This is a genomic window from Rhizobium pantanalense (assembly GCF_030182525.1).
GTDB lineage: Bacteria > Pseudomonadota > Alphaproteobacteria > Rhizobiales > Rhizobiaceae > Rhizobium.
Map to the genome: position 1 here is coordinate 121,353 of NZ_JAQJCH010000016.1, position 14,529 is coordinate 135,881.

13 protein-coding genes and 1 tRNA gene are annotated in these 14,529 nt (G+C 59.9%); 4 read left to right on the forward strand and 10 right to left on the reverse strand.

Features of this window, described 5'->3' with window-relative positions:
• Nucleotides 1-9: 9 nt before the first annotated feature.
• The 5 genes from PH558_RS30815 to PH558_RS30835 all read right to left on the reverse strand — a co-directional run bounded on the left by PH558_RS30815 (nt 10) and on the right by PH558_RS30835 (nt 5,676).
• On the reverse strand, nt 10-1,014 hold the full coding sequence (locus PH558_RS30815; RefSeq protein WP_095434004.1) for an ABC transporter permease subunit: 1,005 nt from the start codon (nt 1,012-1,014) through the stop codon (nt 10-12).
• An 89-nt stretch (nt 1,015-1,103) separates the two neighbouring features.
• Nucleotides 1,104-2,699: an ABC transporter substrate-binding protein gene (locus PH558_RS30820; RefSeq protein ID WP_285208156.1), complete on the reverse strand. Its 1,596-nt coding sequence runs from the start codon at nt 2,697-2,699 to the stop codon at nt 1,104-1,106.
• 343 nt (nt 2,700-3,042) lie between these two features.
• Entirely contained in the window at nt 3,043-3,531 is a 489-nt protein-coding gene (rirA, locus tag PH558_RS30825; protein WP_095434002.1) for an iron-responsive transcriptional regulator RirA, read from the reverse strand.
• A gap of 155 nt (nt 3,532-3,686) precedes the next feature.
• Nucleotides 3,687-4,034, reverse strand: a complete 348-nt coding sequence (locus PH558_RS30830; protein ID WP_015338872.1) for a VOC family protein — start codon at nt 4,032-4,034, stop codon at nt 3,687-3,689.
• A gap of 145 nt (nt 4,035-4,179) precedes the next feature.
• Nucleotides 4,180-5,676: a CoA-acylating methylmalonate-semialdehyde dehydrogenase gene (locus PH558_RS30835; protein ID WP_285208157.1), complete on the reverse strand. Its 1,497-nt coding sequence runs from the start codon at nt 5,674-5,676 to the stop codon at nt 4,180-4,182.
• A gap of 126 nt (nt 5,677-5,802) precedes the next feature.
• Here PH558_RS30835 and PH558_RS30840 point away from each other — a divergent pair, with 126 nt between their 5' ends.
• A complete protein-coding gene (locus PH558_RS30840; RefSeq protein ID WP_095434000.1) occupies nt 5,803-6,684 on the forward strand; it encodes a LysR family transcriptional regulator in 882 nt (293 codons plus the stop codon).
• 58 nt (nt 6,685-6,742) lie between these two features.
• Here the strand turns inward: PH558_RS30840 and PH558_RS30845 are convergent, their stop codons facing one another.
• Nucleotides 6,743-6,946, reverse strand: coding sequence for a hypothetical protein (locus PH558_RS30845; RefSeq protein WP_095436178.1), 204 nt, complete (start codon nt 6,944-6,946; stop codon nt 6,743-6,745).
• Between the two features lie 189 nt (nt 6,947-7,135).
• Here PH558_RS30845 and PH558_RS30850 point away from each other — a divergent pair, with 189 nt between their 5' ends.
• Nucleotides 7,136-7,282: a hypothetical protein gene (locus PH558_RS30850; protein ID WP_285208158.1), complete on the forward strand. Its 147-nt coding sequence runs from the start codon at nt 7,136-7,138 to the stop codon at nt 7,280-7,282.
• Between the two features lie 52 nt (nt 7,283-7,334).
• Here PH558_RS30850 and PH558_RS30855 read toward each other — a convergent pair.
• Nucleotides 7,335-7,411, reverse strand: a tRNA-His gene (locus PH558_RS30855).
• 219 nt (nt 7,412-7,630) lie between these two features.
• Nucleotides 7,631-8,077 carry a phasin gene (locus PH558_RS30860; RefSeq protein WP_095433999.1) on the reverse strand — a complete coding sequence of 149 codons (447 nt, stop codon included), beginning with the start codon at nt 8,075-8,077 and terminating at the stop codon, nt 7,631-7,633.
• A gap of 222 nt (nt 8,078-8,299) precedes the next feature.
• Between PH558_RS30860 and PH558_RS30865 the strand changes: the two genes are divergently transcribed.
• The gene (locus PH558_RS30865) at nt 8,300-11,971 is read left to right on the forward strand and encodes an ATP-binding protein (protein WP_285208159.1); all 3,672 of its coding nucleotides are present in this window, start codon (nt 8,300-8,302) and stop codon (nt 11,969-11,971) included.
• Between the two features lie 18 nt (nt 11,972-11,989).
• Here PH558_RS30865 and PH558_RS30870 read toward each other — a convergent pair whose 3' ends face one another.
• Nucleotides 11,990-12,391, reverse strand: coding sequence for a GFA family protein (locus PH558_RS30870; protein WP_285208160.1), 402 nt, complete (start codon nt 12,389-12,391; stop codon nt 11,990-11,992).
• Between the two features lie 166 nt (nt 12,392-12,557).
• Nucleotides 12,558-13,448: a LysR family transcriptional regulator gene (locus PH558_RS30875; protein ID WP_285208161.1), complete on the reverse strand. Its 891-nt coding sequence runs from the start codon at nt 13,446-13,448 to the stop codon at nt 12,558-12,560.
• Nucleotides 13,449-13,620: 172 nt separating this feature from the next.
• Here PH558_RS30875 and PH558_RS30880 point away from each other — a divergent pair, with 172 nt between their 5' ends.
• On the forward strand, nt 13,621-14,517 hold the full coding sequence (locus tag PH558_RS30880; RefSeq protein ID WP_285208162.1) for a DMT family transporter: 897 nt from the start codon (nt 13,621-13,623) through the stop codon (nt 14,515-14,517).
• Nucleotides 14,518-14,529: the final 12 nt, after the last annotated feature.

Genomic DNA, 14,529 nt, shown 5'->3' on the forward strand with positions numbered 1-14,529 from the left:
GGACCGCTCCTAGTGACGAATGCGTGGATTGACGAAGCCGTAGAGCAAGTCGACAGCAAGATTGACGAGCATAACGATGCCGGCGATCAGCAGCAGGCCGCCCTGCACCACCGGATAATCGCGCTTGAAGACCGCATCGATCATCCATTTCCCGATACCCGGCCAGGAGAAGATGCTTTCCGTCAGGATGGCGCCGCCGAGCAGCACGCCGACCTGCAGGCCGATCGTGGTGACCACGGGGATCATGGCGTTGCGCAGCGCATGGACGGAAACGACACGCAGCGGCGACAGGCCCTTGGAACGGGCCGTGCGCACGTAATCCTCGCCGAGCACTTCCAGCATGGCGGAGCGCGTCTGGCGGGCGATGACGGCCAGTGGGATGGTGCCGAGCACGACGGTCGGCAGGATCAGCGAATTGAACGCGGACCAGAAGGCGCCCTTCTGGCCGGAGAGCAGGCTATCGATCAGCATGAAGCCGGTGATCGGCTTAAAGAAATAGATGAGGCCGATGCGGCCGGAAACCGGCGTCCAGTGCAGATAGCCGTTAAAGACGATGATGAGCAGCAGGCCCCACCAGAAGATCGGCATGGAATAGCCGACGAGGGCGACGCCCATGACGCTCTGGTCGAACCAGGTACCGCGCTTGACGGCGGCAAAAACGCCGGCCGGGATGCCAAGACAGATCGCCAGGATTATCGCGCAGATCGACAGCTCAAGCGTTGCCGGGAAGAAGGTCAAGAAGTCGGTCAGCACGTCGCGCTTTGTCGTGATCGACGTGCCGAGATCGCCGTGCAGGGCGCTCCAGATATATTTGCCGTACTGGACGATCATCGGCTGGTCGTAGCCGAGATCGTGCGAGATCTGCGCATGGCGTTCCGGCGACATGACGCGCTCGCCCGACAGCAGCATGACAGGATCGCCTGGAAGCAGGCGGATGAAGGAGAAGGCGACGATCGATACGCCGAGGAATGTCGGGATCAGAACCGCAAGGCGGCTGAAAAAAAATCGCAACATGACAGTTGTCCAAATTTTTCCGGCGGTCAGACAGAGTGCCTGACCGCCGGGTCGCCCGGTCCTAGCCGGGCATTCTCACAGATTTTTCGTTATTCGGCGATATCGACGCCATCGAAGCGGTGAACGCCGACCGGGTCCTGATGGTAGCCGGAGACATTCTTCGTCATCGGGATGAATTCTTCCGAATGGTCGATGGTCATCCAGGGTGCTTCACGCTTGAAGATAACCTGGGCTTCTTCGTAGAGCTTGGTGCGCTCCTTGACGTCAGCCGTCTGCTTGGCCTTCTTCACCAGATCGTCGAATTCCTTGTTGCACCACTGTGCACGGTTGTTGCCGCCAACGGCATCGCAGCCGAGAAGCGTGTCAAGGAAGTTGTCCGGGTCGCCATTGTCACCGGTCCAGCCGAGGATGGCCGCACCGTCACGGTCCTTGGCGGAGGAGAGCTTCAGGTACTGGGCCCAGTCATAGGTGACGATCTCGGCCTTGACGCCGATCTTGGCGAGGTCTGCCTGCATCAGCTCGGCAGCGCGCCGCGCGTTCAGCATGTACGGACGCGAAACCGGCATGGCCCAGATCTTCATGCTGAGATCCTTGACGCCAGCCTTCTCAAGCAGCTTCTTGGCTTCTTCCGGATTGAAGGCGTCGTCCTTGATGTCCTTGTTGTAGGACCACATGGTCGGCGGGATCGGGTTCGTCGCTACCTTGGCAGAGCCCTGGAAGACGGCATCGACGATGGCCTGCTTGTTGACGGCCATGTTGATCGCCTTGCGCACTTCGACCTTGTCGAACGGAGCAACCAGCGTGTTGTAGGCGAGGTAGGAAACATTCAGACCGGCCTGCTCAAGAACCTTGAGGTTCTTGTCAGCCTTGAGGTCCTTGATATCGGCCGCATTCGGGTAAGGCATGATATTGCACTCACCGGACTTCAGCTTCTGCGCGCGGACGGAAGCGTCCGGAGTGATGGCGAAGACGAGATCGTCGATCTTTTCCTTGCCCTTGAAATAGGTTTCGTTTGCCTTGTAGCGGATGACGGCATCCGGCTGGTAGGCAACGAAAGTGAATGCGCCAGTGCCGAGCGGCTGCTGGTTCATCTGCTCCATCTTGCCATCGGCCTGAAGCTTGTCGGCATATTCCTTCGACAGGATGGAAGCGAAGTCCATGGCCAGGTCGGCGAGGAAGGGAGCTTCCGGACGGTTCAGCACGAACTTGACGGTGAGGTCGTCAACCTTGTCGATCGACTTGATGAGCTTCGGGAAGCCCATGCCATCGGCGTATTCGTAGGTACCGCCGGCGACATACTTTGCCCAGGGGCTGTCCGTGCCCAGCTGACGGCTGATCGAGAAGATCACGTCATCAGCATTGAGGTCACGCGTCGGCGTGAAGAAGTCGGTGGTCTGGAACTTCACGCCTTTACGCAGCTTGAAGGTGTATTCCTTGCCGTCCGGAGACACGGTCCAGCTTTCAGCCAGGCCCGGCTCGATCTCGGTGCTGCCATGCTTGAACTCGACGAGACGGCTATAGACCGTGCGCGACGAAGCGTCGAAAGTGTTGCCACCCGTGTAGAGACCCGGATCGAAACCTTCCGGCGAGCTTTCCGAGCAATAGACAAGTGTTTTTGACCAGGCGGACGTCGCCATGACCGAAGCCAGGGCTGTCACTGCCAGCAGGACAGAAATCTTTTTCATGATATCGTTTCCCAGATTTGTTATTCTTTTGAAGCCGTGGACACCACCAGAGGTTCCCATCCGGATCGCGCCGATGGAACTTTATTTTAAGTTTGAAAGCAACAAGCGCCGCCTAAAATTTTTCCAATTTATGGAGTTTGGAAATTTTTGGACAAAAAAACCTCTGAATTGATAATTTTCTGGCAAAAAATTGCATGGTTTTAGTAGATTCAGAACGATTTGGCGTTTTCTTCCCTCAATTTGCGAACCACTTATTGCCCGGATAGGAGGCAATACAAACGAAAATCCGCAGCTACCGGAGGTAACCGCGGATCAAAAACACGATCGAATTCTGGATGGCTGATCAGGCGGCCGGCGCTGCAACCGTCGGCTTCTTCGCGATCGCCTTGTGATCCTGATCGGTGAGGCCGAGCAGGAAGTTGATCTGCGGCCGCGCCTTGACCAGATCATCGATGGAATATTCGGTCAGAACATCGAAGAAGGCGTTCAATGCCTTGCGCAACGCCGAATTGAGGCCGCAGCTATCGACCAACGGGCATTCCACCACGCCGTCTTCGAAACATTCCGCCATGGCGAAGCTATCCTCGGTGACGCGGACCACGTCGAACAGGCTGATATCGGTTGCCGGCTTTGCAAGGCGCACGCCGCCATTGCGGCCACGCACCGTTTCAACGAGACCTGCCTTGGTCAACGGCTGCAGGATCTTGAAGAGGAACAGCTCGGACACGCTGTATGCCCTTGCGATCTCCGGGATGCGGCTCAGATGGCCATCATTGGCGGCGCAATACATCAGCATGCGCACTGCGTAATTGGTCTGCTTGGTCAAGCGCATGCCGATCTCCTGGAATCAAGGCTGCTTAGGGGCTGGACCCGTATATAGTGGCTTTCTTAGTTTTGAACAATTCCAAAATATGAAATTCATATTCACGTTATTCCGAACGCCCGGCCATTCTGCCTTGCCGATCTCTGCCCGGCCTATGCCGAAACTTATGGCACGGAAATCCAGACGGCCATTTCGCAGCCACCCGGCTCGCGGAAGTGAAAACGGCGGCCGCCGGGAAAATCGAAGGCGGGACGGGTGATGACGCCGCCGGCAAATTCGACGGCGCGCTGTGCAGCTTCCAGATCGGTGGTGCGCACGACGGGCAAAGGCGTACCCGCCGCCTCTCCCGCATCTCCGTCAATGCCGGCATCTATTCCGGCCGCCTCGATGACATGGTAGGTCGGTCCATAGCTGACAAAGCTCCAGTCAAAGGCTTCTTCGAAAAAGCGGCGGGTCTTCAGGCCGTCTTTCGACGGAAATTCGAGATAGTCGATCTGATAGGTCACGGCCATCGCGCGGCCCTCCCGTTGTTCTTGTTTTGTTCTAAATGATAACGGCGGCCCTGACAAGATGACTCCATCGAAAACAAACGCAATAAAAAAGCCGCCGTCCGAACGGTGTCGGACGGCGGCCGATACGAGCCAATGATTGCGATGCTTACTTCATCGTCGGCATGACGAATTCGGCACCGTCCTTAATGCCGGACGGCCAGCGGGCGGTGATCGTCTTGGTGCGCGTCCAGAACTTGATCGAGTCCGTGCCATGCTGGTTAAGATCGCCGAAGCTCGATGCCTTCCAGCCGCCGAAGGAGTGGTAGGCGAGCGGAACCGGGATCGGAACGTTGACGCCGATCATGCCGATGTTGATGCGCGAGGCGAAGTCGCGGGCAGCATCGCCGTCGCGGGTATAGATCGCAACGCCGTTGCCATATTCATGCTTCATCGGCAGCTCGAGGGCTTCTTCATAGTTCTTGGCACGAACTACCGACAGAACCGGTCCGAAGATCTCGGTCTTGTAGATGTCCATCTCCGGCTTGACATGGTCGAACAGCGTGCCGCCGACGAAATAGCCGTCCTCATAGCCCTGCAGTTTGAAGCCGCGGCCATCGACGACCAACTTGGCGCCCTCTTCGACGCCGCGATCGATCAGGCCGTTGACACGGTTATAGGCATCCTTGGTGACGAGCGGGCCCATGTCGGCCTTGTCATCGGTATAGGGGCCGATGCGCAGGGATTCGATCTTCGGCACCAGCTTCTCGACGAGACGGTTGGCGGTCTCTTCGCCGACCGGAACTGCGACCGATACCGCCATGCAGCGCTCGCCGGCCGAGCCGTAGCCGGCGCCCATCAGGGCGTTGACGGCCTGATCCATATCGGCGTCGGGCATGATGATCATGTGGTTCTTGGCGCCGCCGAAGCACTGGGCGCGCTTGCCGTTCATCGCGGCCGTGCCATACACATAACGGGCGATCGGCGTGGAGCCGACGAAAGAAACGGCAGCGATGTCCGGATCCGTCAGGATGGCGTCGACGGCGGCCTTGTCGCCATTGACGACGTTGAGGATGCCGGCAGGCAGGCCGGCTTCGATCATCAGTTCGGCCAAACGAAGCGGCACGGAGGGATCGCGCTCAGACGGCTTAAGGATGAAGGCATTGCCGCAGGCGATTGCCGGGGCGAACATCCACATCGGGATCATGGCCGGGAAGTTGAACGGCGTGATGCCCGCGCCGACCCCGACAGCCTGGCGGATGGAATACATGTCGATCGCCGGGCCGGCGCCTTCGGTAAACTCACCCTTCTGCAGATGTGGAATGCCGCAGACGAATTCGCAGACTTCGAGGCCGCGGATGATATCACCCTTGGAATCCTCGACCGTCTTGCCGTGCTCCTTGGAAAGAAGCGTCGCCAGTTCATCCATGTTCTGGTTCAGAAGTTCGACGAATTTAAAGAAGACGCGGGCGCGGCGCTGCGGGTTGGTGGCGGCCCATTTCGGCTGCGCAGCCTTGGCGTTTGCGACGGCTGCGCGCAGTTCTTCGACGCTGGCGAGCGCGACGGTTGCCTGCACTTCGCCGGTTGCCGGATTGTAGACGTTGCTCGTGCGCCCGCTCGTGCCGGCGAGGTGCTTGCCGCCGATGAAATGACCGATCTCACGCATGGATGTGCCTCCTCGTTTTCTTGGATGCTGACAGGATGGCACTTCAATTTGCACAAATCAATGAGCTGTTATAAGCAACCGTTGTGCAAAAATTGAAGTCCTTCTTGTGCAAGAGAGGGTGTGTAAATGGATTGGGATGATGTCCGGATGTTTCTGGCCGTGGCGCGCACCGGCCAAATCCTGGCCGCTTCGAAACGGCTCGGCGTCAACCACGCCACCCTCTCCCGTCGCGTAACGACGCTGGAGGAGCGGCTGAAGACGCGGCTGCTGGTGCGACGCACCAATGGCTGCGACCTGACTGCCGAAGGCGAGATCTTCCTGCATGCGGCGGAGCGCATGGAAACGGAGATGCTGCGCGCGCAGGCGAGCGTCGGCCACCTCGACAGCGCGATTACCGGAACCGTGCGCATCGGCGCGCCTGATGGCTTCGGCGTTTCCTTCCTCGCGCCGCGGCTCGGGCGGCTGATCGCCCGATATCCGGAGCTGCGCATCCAGCTCGTGCCCGTTCCCCGCTCCTTCTCGCTGTCGCAGCGCGAGGCCGATATCGCGATTACGCTCGAACGTCCCGAGCAAGGTCGCCTGGTCTCATCGAAGCTGACGGATTACACGCTCGGGCTCTATGCCTCCAAAACCTATCTGGAGCAGGCCGGATTGCCCGAAAGCGTCGAGGCGCTGAAGCTGCATCCGCGCGTCGGCTATGTCGAAGACCTGATCTTTACGGCATCGCTTAATTTTTCCGGCGAGATCATGCGCAGCTGGGATGCCTCCTTCGAGATTTCCACCGCCATCGGCCAGACTGAAGCGGTGCGCTCCGGCGCCGGCATCGGCATTCTGCATGATTATATTGCCAGGCAGTTTCCGGAGCTGACGCGCATCCTACCGGATGTCTCCATCAGGCGCGCTTACTGGACGACCTATCATGAAACTGCGCGTGACCTGGTGCGCGTGCGCACCGTCGCGGACTTCCTGCAGGAGCTGGTGAGCGAGGAGCGGCGGATCTTCCTGTGACATAACGCCGGCCAGTGGGATGGCGCCGGCGGATGTGCCGCTGGCCTGTCCGCGGCGATCACGGCATTAAGGTGCTCCACCATGACGGCGGATGGGCAGACGCGACTGCATGCTTTGGCGGTTCCTCGTTCTCATCCGGATTGGGAACAGGAACTTCATCCGGCAGCCTGTCAGGATCCGGCTCCTCGACGGGCGGCTTCGGTGTCCAGCCGGGTTCGGGCATCGGAGGCGTCTCGGGGATCGGCTCGTTTGGTACAGACATGTCCGCTCCTTTCGTCTCGTTGCCGATATGGACACAACGACGAGCGATGCGGACGGTTCCAAGATATTTCGGCATGCGGCCCGCATTTGTGGCGTGGGCGCGGTCCGCCACTCCTCGCCGTTCGTCCCTCGCGGCTGGACAAAGGCCGGACGAAGCCTAGTATTTCAGACAGAGAACAGGGCCAGGACGATGAGCGACAAGAAGCAGCAGAAACTGGACGAGAAAAAGCACAAGGAACAGGACGATTATCTGGAGGAAGCGCTGGAAGAGACTTTCCCGGCAAGCGATCCGATATCGCCAGGTCACGTGTCCAAGAAGCCTAAAGACAAGAAATAATCCCACAAGGCCAAAGGCGTCGGCATCTTATAAAGGATGGATCGGGAGAGAATGGTACGGTTGAGTGGGGTCGAACCACTGACCTCAGGTGCCACAAACCTGCGCTCTAACCAACTGAGCTACAACCGCACATGATCGCGTTGCCGCGTCAACGGGGGTCACATACGAGGACTTTGAAATTATTTCAAGTCCTATCTCCCCGCAATATAAAAAAGCTTTGCAGATATCCAAATGATGATGCTGGGCCGGATGTCGGCCAAGCCGGCTTATGCTGCAAATGAAAAGTCCCGCCCCAGGTTTTCACCTGGGAACGGGACATTCGTGCCTTGGGAGGCGTATCGGAAGTGATTAGGCCTTGAAGGAGGCCATTGCCTTTTCAGCGGCGTCCTTGGCGGGCTTTGCCAGCTTTTCAGCAACCTTCTTGGTGGTGTCCTGAATGGACTTGGCCTGCTCGACGGTAACTTCAGCCTGCTTGCGGATGAAAGCGGTCTGAAGTTCGAAGAGTTCTGCAACGGACTTGACACGAAGCAGAGCTTCCATGTGAGCCAGCGAGCTTTCGGCATTGGTGCGCAGAACGTCGATGGCCTTGAGGCCGATTTCGACCGAGCCAGCCTGTGCATTCTGAACGGTTGCTTCAACCGTCTTGCCTGCTTCTTCGGTGGCAGCCTTCAACTTGGCAAAGGCTTCCTTGGACTGGACAGCGCCCTTTTCCGCGAAATCGCGGAAGGATTCGGAGAGCTTGGACGGGTCGAATGCAGCCGTTGAAAAAACGTCGTCTTTCTTTACAGTAGCCATGATTACGCTCCTAAAAGGGCCCTCCCTGAGGCGCCCGTCGTGAACTTGTGTGAGGGGTATATAATATAAAATATTGTGCAGTGCAACATATTTGTGCGTCGCACAAGACGTTAACCTTTCCGGCCGAAAAATAGGCCGTTCGCTGGACCGGAAAGCGGGGCGCCGTTATTAATAAACCGTTAAATCACGAGAGGCGATCACGCCCGCAAAACAGGTTGGAAAATGCCCGCAATTCAATATCCGTTCATTGACATTGCCGTGCATCCGCGCGTTCGGGAACGTTTCGCGCGCGGTGAAGCCATGGTCATGTTCTCGACCGGCATGGATCGCGTGCTCTGGGCCAATGGCGCCGGCGCCAACCTTTTCGGCTATGATGTCATTTACGATTTCGTCGAACAGGGACCGAAGCCAGGCGACGTCACGTTCCGCCAGATCGAGGCGACGGCGCGCGGCCTTGGTGCTCTCGGCGATCAGCGCACATTCCTGATCCGCATGGCCTCCGGCTTCCAGCGGGCTGTCGTCAATGCCGCCGTCGAGCTGATCCGCATTCAGGCCGGCGAAGAGGCCGTGCTGTTTTCCTCTCCGGTCTCTTCGAAGCCGCTTTCATCAGCCGAATGCGCCAAGCGCATGATCGACGGGTTCGACGATCCTGATACCCACATTGCCGTCATCGGCCGCGACGGCGAAATCGTTACCACTTCTGCCGGCTTCAGGACGCTCGGCGTAACGCCGCAGACCGCACGGATGCTGACAACCATGGCCGGCGCACAGCCGGACCGGCTGATCAAGCGGCCGATCCCGACCGGACATGGCTATCTGCCCGCCGCCATCGGCAAGCTTTCCGAAATCCCGGCTCTGCACCTGCTGTTCGTCGTAGAAACGGTGCTTGGTCATCTCGACCCGACGGGAAGCCTTGCCGAGGAGACCAGCCCTGCCGCCATCGAGCCGCAGGCGGAGGAAGTCCGCAAGGAGCTGGAAGCAGCGGCGCCGGACGAGGAGCCGAAAGCTGCTCCGACCGCTCCTTTCGGCGACGTCATCGATGCGGTGGCTGATATCGAGGAGCTGGACGAAACGCCGGAATATCGCGAGGACGAACAAGCGGAGGCGACCCCGGCCACCGGAAATTTAAGCGAGACCGGAACGGACGCGACTGCCGATGCGGATAGCACGCTCGGCGCAGTTGCCGAGACCGAAGTTCACGCCGATGAGCATAAGCCGGAAACCGTGCCGGATAGCGAAAATAGGGTCGCCTCGGAGACAAAGACGGCAGCGGAACCGCCTCCGTCGGAAACTCATACCAATCCGGAAACCCGTACCGATATTGAAAACACCCCTGCGGAAGGTTTCAGCTTCAAGCACAACGGACGCGCCACCCGTTTTGTCTGGAAGATCGATGCCGCCGGCCATTTCAGCGAGGTTTCCCGCGAATTTGCCGATGCGGTGGGGCCGCATGCCGCCCAGATTGCCGGGACGGCCTTTGCCGATGTCGCCCGCCGCTTCAATCTCGATCCGGACGGCAAGATCGCGGAACTATTGGCGCGGCGCGACACATGGTCCGGCCGCACGATCTACTGGCCGGTGGAGGGTACGAGCCTAACGGTGCCGGTCGATCTCGCCGCTTTGCCGACCTATACCCGTAGCCGCGAATTCGATGGCTTCCGGGGCTTCGGCGTCGTCCGCTTGGCGGATGCCATCGAAGATCCGATGAAGCGCGGCATGGCTCTCGGCACACAGGCGACCGATGACACCGCGCCCATCGCCGAATTGCCCCCCGAAGCGGCAGCTGCATCCAACGAGCAATCACCAGCTATCGAAGCTGAACCATCTCCAGCGACGGAAGAGATTGAAAGCCCCGCTCAGGATAGCGCAGAAACCGCCCCGATCTCGCATTACGAACCGCCAGCACTGCGGATTTCCGAGACGCCGAACCGTCGTGAGTCGGACAAGGTCGTTCGTCTGCACGAGCGTCGGACGTTGACGCAGACTGGCCTTTCGCTGAGCGAACAGGCAGCGTTCCGCGAAATCGCACGGCAGCTCGAACCTTTCGGCAAGCGCACGGAACCGCCGGCGGAACAGCCTTACGACGGGCAGCATGAGCATGAGGAGGGTACGGATACTCCTCCGCAACCGAATGCGGCCGACGAAATCCTTTCCGAGGCACCCGAAACGACGGACGGACACGGCCATACCGATGACGAGCCGCCGGAAGCGGCAATTGCGGAAGAGACTGTAGCGACGCCGGTCGTGACATTCGTCGAGGCTACGGATGATAACGCCCCGAAAACAGGGGATGAGGCTGCCGCCGAAGCGGCGCCGGCATCGGCCGAGCCGGAGGAGGATTTCGACCCGCTGGATGTGCTAAGCAGCGCCATTCCGCCGCGCGTGAAAATGCGCACGGGCCTGTCGTCCGACATCGTCGACCAGCTGCCGCTCGCGATCCTCGTCCATGCCGGCGATCGCCTGATCCACGGCAATCCGGAATTCCTGCGGCTGACCGGCTATGACAGCCTTGGCGAGCTCGAGCAGGTCGGCGGGTTGGATGCGCTGCTGCAACGCAACGATCTCGAAGGCAAGACCGAGCAGCCCGGCACGATGATGGTCGTACGCGCCGACGATGCGCTCGTGCCTGTGACGGCCCGGCTGCAGTCGATCCGGTGGGAAGACGGCACGGCCCTGATGCTGGCGCTGATGCCGGTGGAAAGAAGCGAGCCGCCGGCACCGCCTCCAATTCCCGAAGAAGCCCGCCCCGAGCGCATCCTCGAAAAGGTCGCCAAGCTGCAGGTGGAGATCGAGGAACTGCGCTCGACGCTGGAGACGGCGACAGACGGCGTGATCATCATCGGCCAGGACGGCGAGATCCGCTCGATGAACCGCTCGGCCAGCGCCCTCTTCAATTACGACGACCAGGAAACGCGCGGCAAACCCTTCGTCATGCTGTTTGCACATGAAAGCCAGAAGGCTGTGCTCGATTATCTCGGCGGCCTGTCCGGCCACGGCGTCGCCAGCGTGCTGAACGACGGCCGCGAAGTGATCGGACGCGAGGCTTCCGGTGGTTTCGTCCCGCTCTTCATGACCATGGGCCGGCTGAATTCGTCGAACGGCTATTGCGCCGTCATCCGCGACATCACGCAATGGAAGCGTACCGAAGAAGAGCTGCGCAACGCCAAGCGCGCCGCCGAAACCGCCAATGCCCACAAGACGGATTTCCTTGCCCGAGTGAGCCATGAAATCCGCACGCCGCTCAACGCCATCATCGGCTTTTCCGACATGATGGCCGGCGAGCGCTTCGGGCCGATCGGTCACTCGCGCTACGTCGAATATGCCACCGATATCGGCCGTTCCGGCCGCCACGTGCTCGACATCGTCAACGATCTCCTTGATATCTCGAAGATCGAAGCCGGCGAGATGGATCTGGATTTCGCCTCGGTCGGCCTGAACGAAGCGATTACCGAAGCGGTGTCGCTTGTGCAGCCGCAGGCCAACAGCCAGCGCGTTATCATCCGCACCGCTCTGTCGCAAGCCGTGCCGAATGTCGTGGCCGATCTTCGTTCGATCAAGCAGATTGCACTGAACATCCTTTCGAACGCCATCCGCTTCACGCCGTCGGGCGGCCAGATCGTGGTGTCGACTGCGTACGAGGGCAATGGCAGCGTCGTCCTGCGCATCCGCGATACCGGCGTCGGCATGACGCGCTCGGAGCTGGAGCAGGCGATGAAGCCCTTCCGGCAGGTGGCCACCAATTCCCGCAAGCGCGGCGATGGCACGGGCCTAGGACTGCCTCTGACCAAGGCGATGGTCGACGCCAACCGCGCCACCTTCTCGATCAACTCAGCCCCTAACGAGGGCACGCTGGTCGAGATCACCTTCCCCTCGCCGCGGGTATTGGCGAACTAAGATAATCTCGGCGTGCCGTCAAAACCAGAGGTCGCGCACGCATCGCCCGTCGGAAGGAAGGTCTTCAAACGTGTCGAGCCCATCGAAATGATCGATCGGCAGGTCGGCAACAAGATCCGGCGGCGCCAGCCGCACATTGACAGCCATGCGCCGGCGGCCATCCTTTTGCAGCCCTAGACCACGCCAGCTCACGACACAGGCGCAAGACGGGCAGAACAATATTTCGAGAGAAGGGTGTTCCTTGCCGGCGCGGGTATAGGAAGCGGTCGAGCCGATGACGGAGACCCGCTCCCCTTCATAGTCATAGGCCCATAGCGCACCATAGCGCCGGCAGAGCGTGCAATTGCAGGCGGTAATCGAGCCTGGGTCGCCTTCGAGCGTCCAGCCTGATTTACCGCAGTGACATGAACCGATCAGCATAGGTAAGCCGCTCCATCCCGCAATCTGGTCGCAGACGATATTCTGCCTAAGTCGCGCAAGGCCTGCAAACCTCCGCAACGGCTTTCGCTACCGAACAGCAATGGTATTCGAAGGATGCCGCCTGGATGAAGGCTTCGGTTGTCCGATCGACAATGGCCTTGCCAGCTCAACTCGCCAGCGCCAACCCACCATACCGGCTGATTTCGCTTTCGATCTCAGCCACAAGCGTATCGAGCGCGGGATTTCTCACCTTGCGACCGCGGCGGACTACGTAGGCCAAAGCCGGCGGCGTCGGCAGGCCTTGGGTGATGATCTCCATATCAGGCTGCAGGTGACGGCCGTTCAAAAGTGCGACACCCAAGCCCGAGGTTACGGCCGCGATGATGCCCGCCGCACTCGCACATTCGAAGACGGTCTCCAGAACCACGCCGCCATCCTGCCCGATATCAAGCGCCCATCGGCGATAGAAGCATTCATCATCAAAAGAGAGGAATGGAACCGGGCCGTCCGGCGGCAGAACGAGGTCCGGATGCTTGACCCAATGCAGCTGCTCGCGAAAGAGAACGACATCGGTCGGGCGGACCTCGTGGGCGAAAACCTGCACGATCGCAGCGTCAAGCTCCCCTCGCTCCAGCATTCCCCGAAGGATCAGGCTCATGCGGACCTTGGTGCGCACGGAGACATTCGGGTGCAGGCGGCGGAAACGCCCCAGGATGCGGGCAAGATCGGTGCAGGTTGTGTCTTCGGTAAGGCCGAGGGCAACGCGGCCGGCAAGCGATGTCTTCGAGAGGCTCAGCAGCGCCTCGTCATGCAAGCCGAGGATGCGTCCGGCATAATCGAGCAGATCCTCGCCGGCTGCGGTGAACATCGACGCTCCGGGTTTGCGACTCAGGAGATCGCAATCGAGGCTCGTCTCCAGCCGCTTGATCTTGTGGCTGACGGCGGATTGCGACAGGCCCAGGGCTTCTGCCGCGCGGGTGATACCGCCGTGATGGCGGATTGCCCACAAGGCGCGCAGAGCGTCGATTTCCAAACGTCGGCTTGTCAGTTCGGTCATGGCAACTTGTTCCAGATAATAATTCTTCGGGAAGAATGCATGTTCCGGCGGCAATAAGCAAATATTCATGAGCTTCATATCTGAAAAGTCATGCCATGATCTATATTTGTCATGTGCCCTCTATCTGACTCTCGCCTATGGCTGCCTGTGAAACCATTCAATCGAGAGCCTGATGACAGACCAGAGCCTATCCCGGACCGCGCCGAACGAACGCCGCTTCCTTTGGCCGTTAATGGCGGCGTTGCTGATCGTCAGCTGGAGCTCCGGCTTCATCGGCATCCGCTATGCCAGCCAGGAGGCCAGCGTCATGCTGGTCCTGTTCTGGCGCACGCTTCTGTCCGGTGTGATCCTGCTGCCGTTCGCCTTCTCAATCGGTCCGCGGATGCGGATACGCACGATCGCCGAACAGATGCTGTTCGGGGTGATGTCGGTCTTCCTCTATCTCGGTGGCTTTGCGCTCGCGATCGAACAGAGGGTGCCGACAGGGCTGGTGGCGCTGATTTCGGATCTGCTGCCGCTCGCGATTGCGGCTCTATCACAACCCGTGCTGAGAGAGCGGCTAAGCCGGCGCCAATGGCTGGGGACGGCCATCGCAGTCGCAGGTGTACTGATCGTGTCGGTCGACAGCCTCAGCTTCGGCGCGGCCCCCATATGGGCCTATGGACTAACGGTTGGCTCGATGCTGGTCTTTGCCTTCGCATCGGTCCTGCACAAACGGCGACGCAGCAAGCGCATGCCCGTTCACCAAAGCCTCTGCATCCACACGCTGACGGCCTCGGTGCTTTTCGGCATCTGCGCGATGATGCAGGGCGATCTTGCGCCGCCGCTGACCCGCGGTTTCGCGATCGGCATGATATGGCTGGTGCTGATCGCGACCTTCACCGCCTATTCGGTCTATTATACCAGCCTGCGCCTCTTCCCCGTGGCGCAGATCAGCGCGGCCATCTATCTCAGCCCGCCCGTAACCATGCTATGGGCCTGGGCCTTGTTTTCCGAACCGCTGACGACGGTGATGTTCGCGGGGCTGGCGGTGACGCTGGTGGGCGTTTGGCTGACGTCTCGTAGATGAGGGAGCGAATGC

Excerpts from the sequence above, each read along its gene's own strand:
- PH558_RS30815 (WP_095434004.1), bottom strand. The coding sequence starts at position 1,014 with ATGTTGCGATTTTTTTTCAGCCGCCTTGCGGTTCTGATCCCGACATTC.
- PH558_RS30820 (WP_285208156.1), bottom strand. The coding sequence starts at position 2,699 with ATGAAAAAGATTTCTGTCCTGCTGGCAGTGACAGCCCTGGCTTCGGTC.
- rirA (WP_095434002.1), bottom strand. The coding sequence starts at position 3,531 with ATGCGCTTGACCAAGCAGACCAATTACGCAGTGCGCATGCTGATGTAT.
- PH558_RS30830 (WP_015338872.1), bottom strand. The coding sequence starts at position 4,034 with ATGGCCGTGACCTATCAGATCGACTATCTCGAATTTCCGTCGAAAGAC.
- PH558_RS30835 (WP_285208157.1), bottom strand. The coding sequence starts at position 5,676 with ATGCGTGAGATCGGTCATTTCATCGGCGGCAAGCACCTCGCCGGCACG.
- PH558_RS30840 (WP_095434000.1), top strand. The coding sequence starts at position 5,803 with ATGGATTGGGATGATGTCCGGATGTTTCTGGCCGTGGCGCGCACCGGC.
- PH558_RS30845 (WP_095436178.1), bottom strand. The coding sequence starts at position 6,946 with ATGTCTGTACCAAACGAGCCGATCCCCGAGACGCCTCCGATGCCCGAA.
- PH558_RS30850 (WP_285208158.1), top strand. The coding sequence starts at position 7,136 with ATGAGCGACAAGAAGCAGCAGAAACTGGACGAGAAAAAGCACAAGGAA.
- PH558_RS30860 (WP_095433999.1), bottom strand. The coding sequence starts at position 8,077 with ATGGCTACTGTAAAGAAAGACGACGTTTTTTCAACGGCTGCATTCGAC.
- PH558_RS30865 (WP_285208159.1), top strand. The coding sequence starts at position 8,300 with ATGCCCGCAATTCAATATCCGTTCATTGACATTGCCGTGCATCCGCGC.
- PH558_RS30870 (WP_285208160.1), bottom strand. The coding sequence starts at position 12,391 with ATGCTGATCGGTTCATGTCACTGCGGTAAATCAGGCTGGACGCTCGAA.
- PH558_RS30875 (WP_285208161.1), bottom strand. The coding sequence starts at position 13,448 with ATGACCGAACTGACAAGCCGACGTTTGGAAATCGACGCTCTGCGCGCC.
- PH558_RS30880 (WP_285208162.1), top strand. The coding sequence starts at position 13,621 with ATGACAGACCAGAGCCTATCCCGGACCGCGCCGAACGAACGCCGCTTC.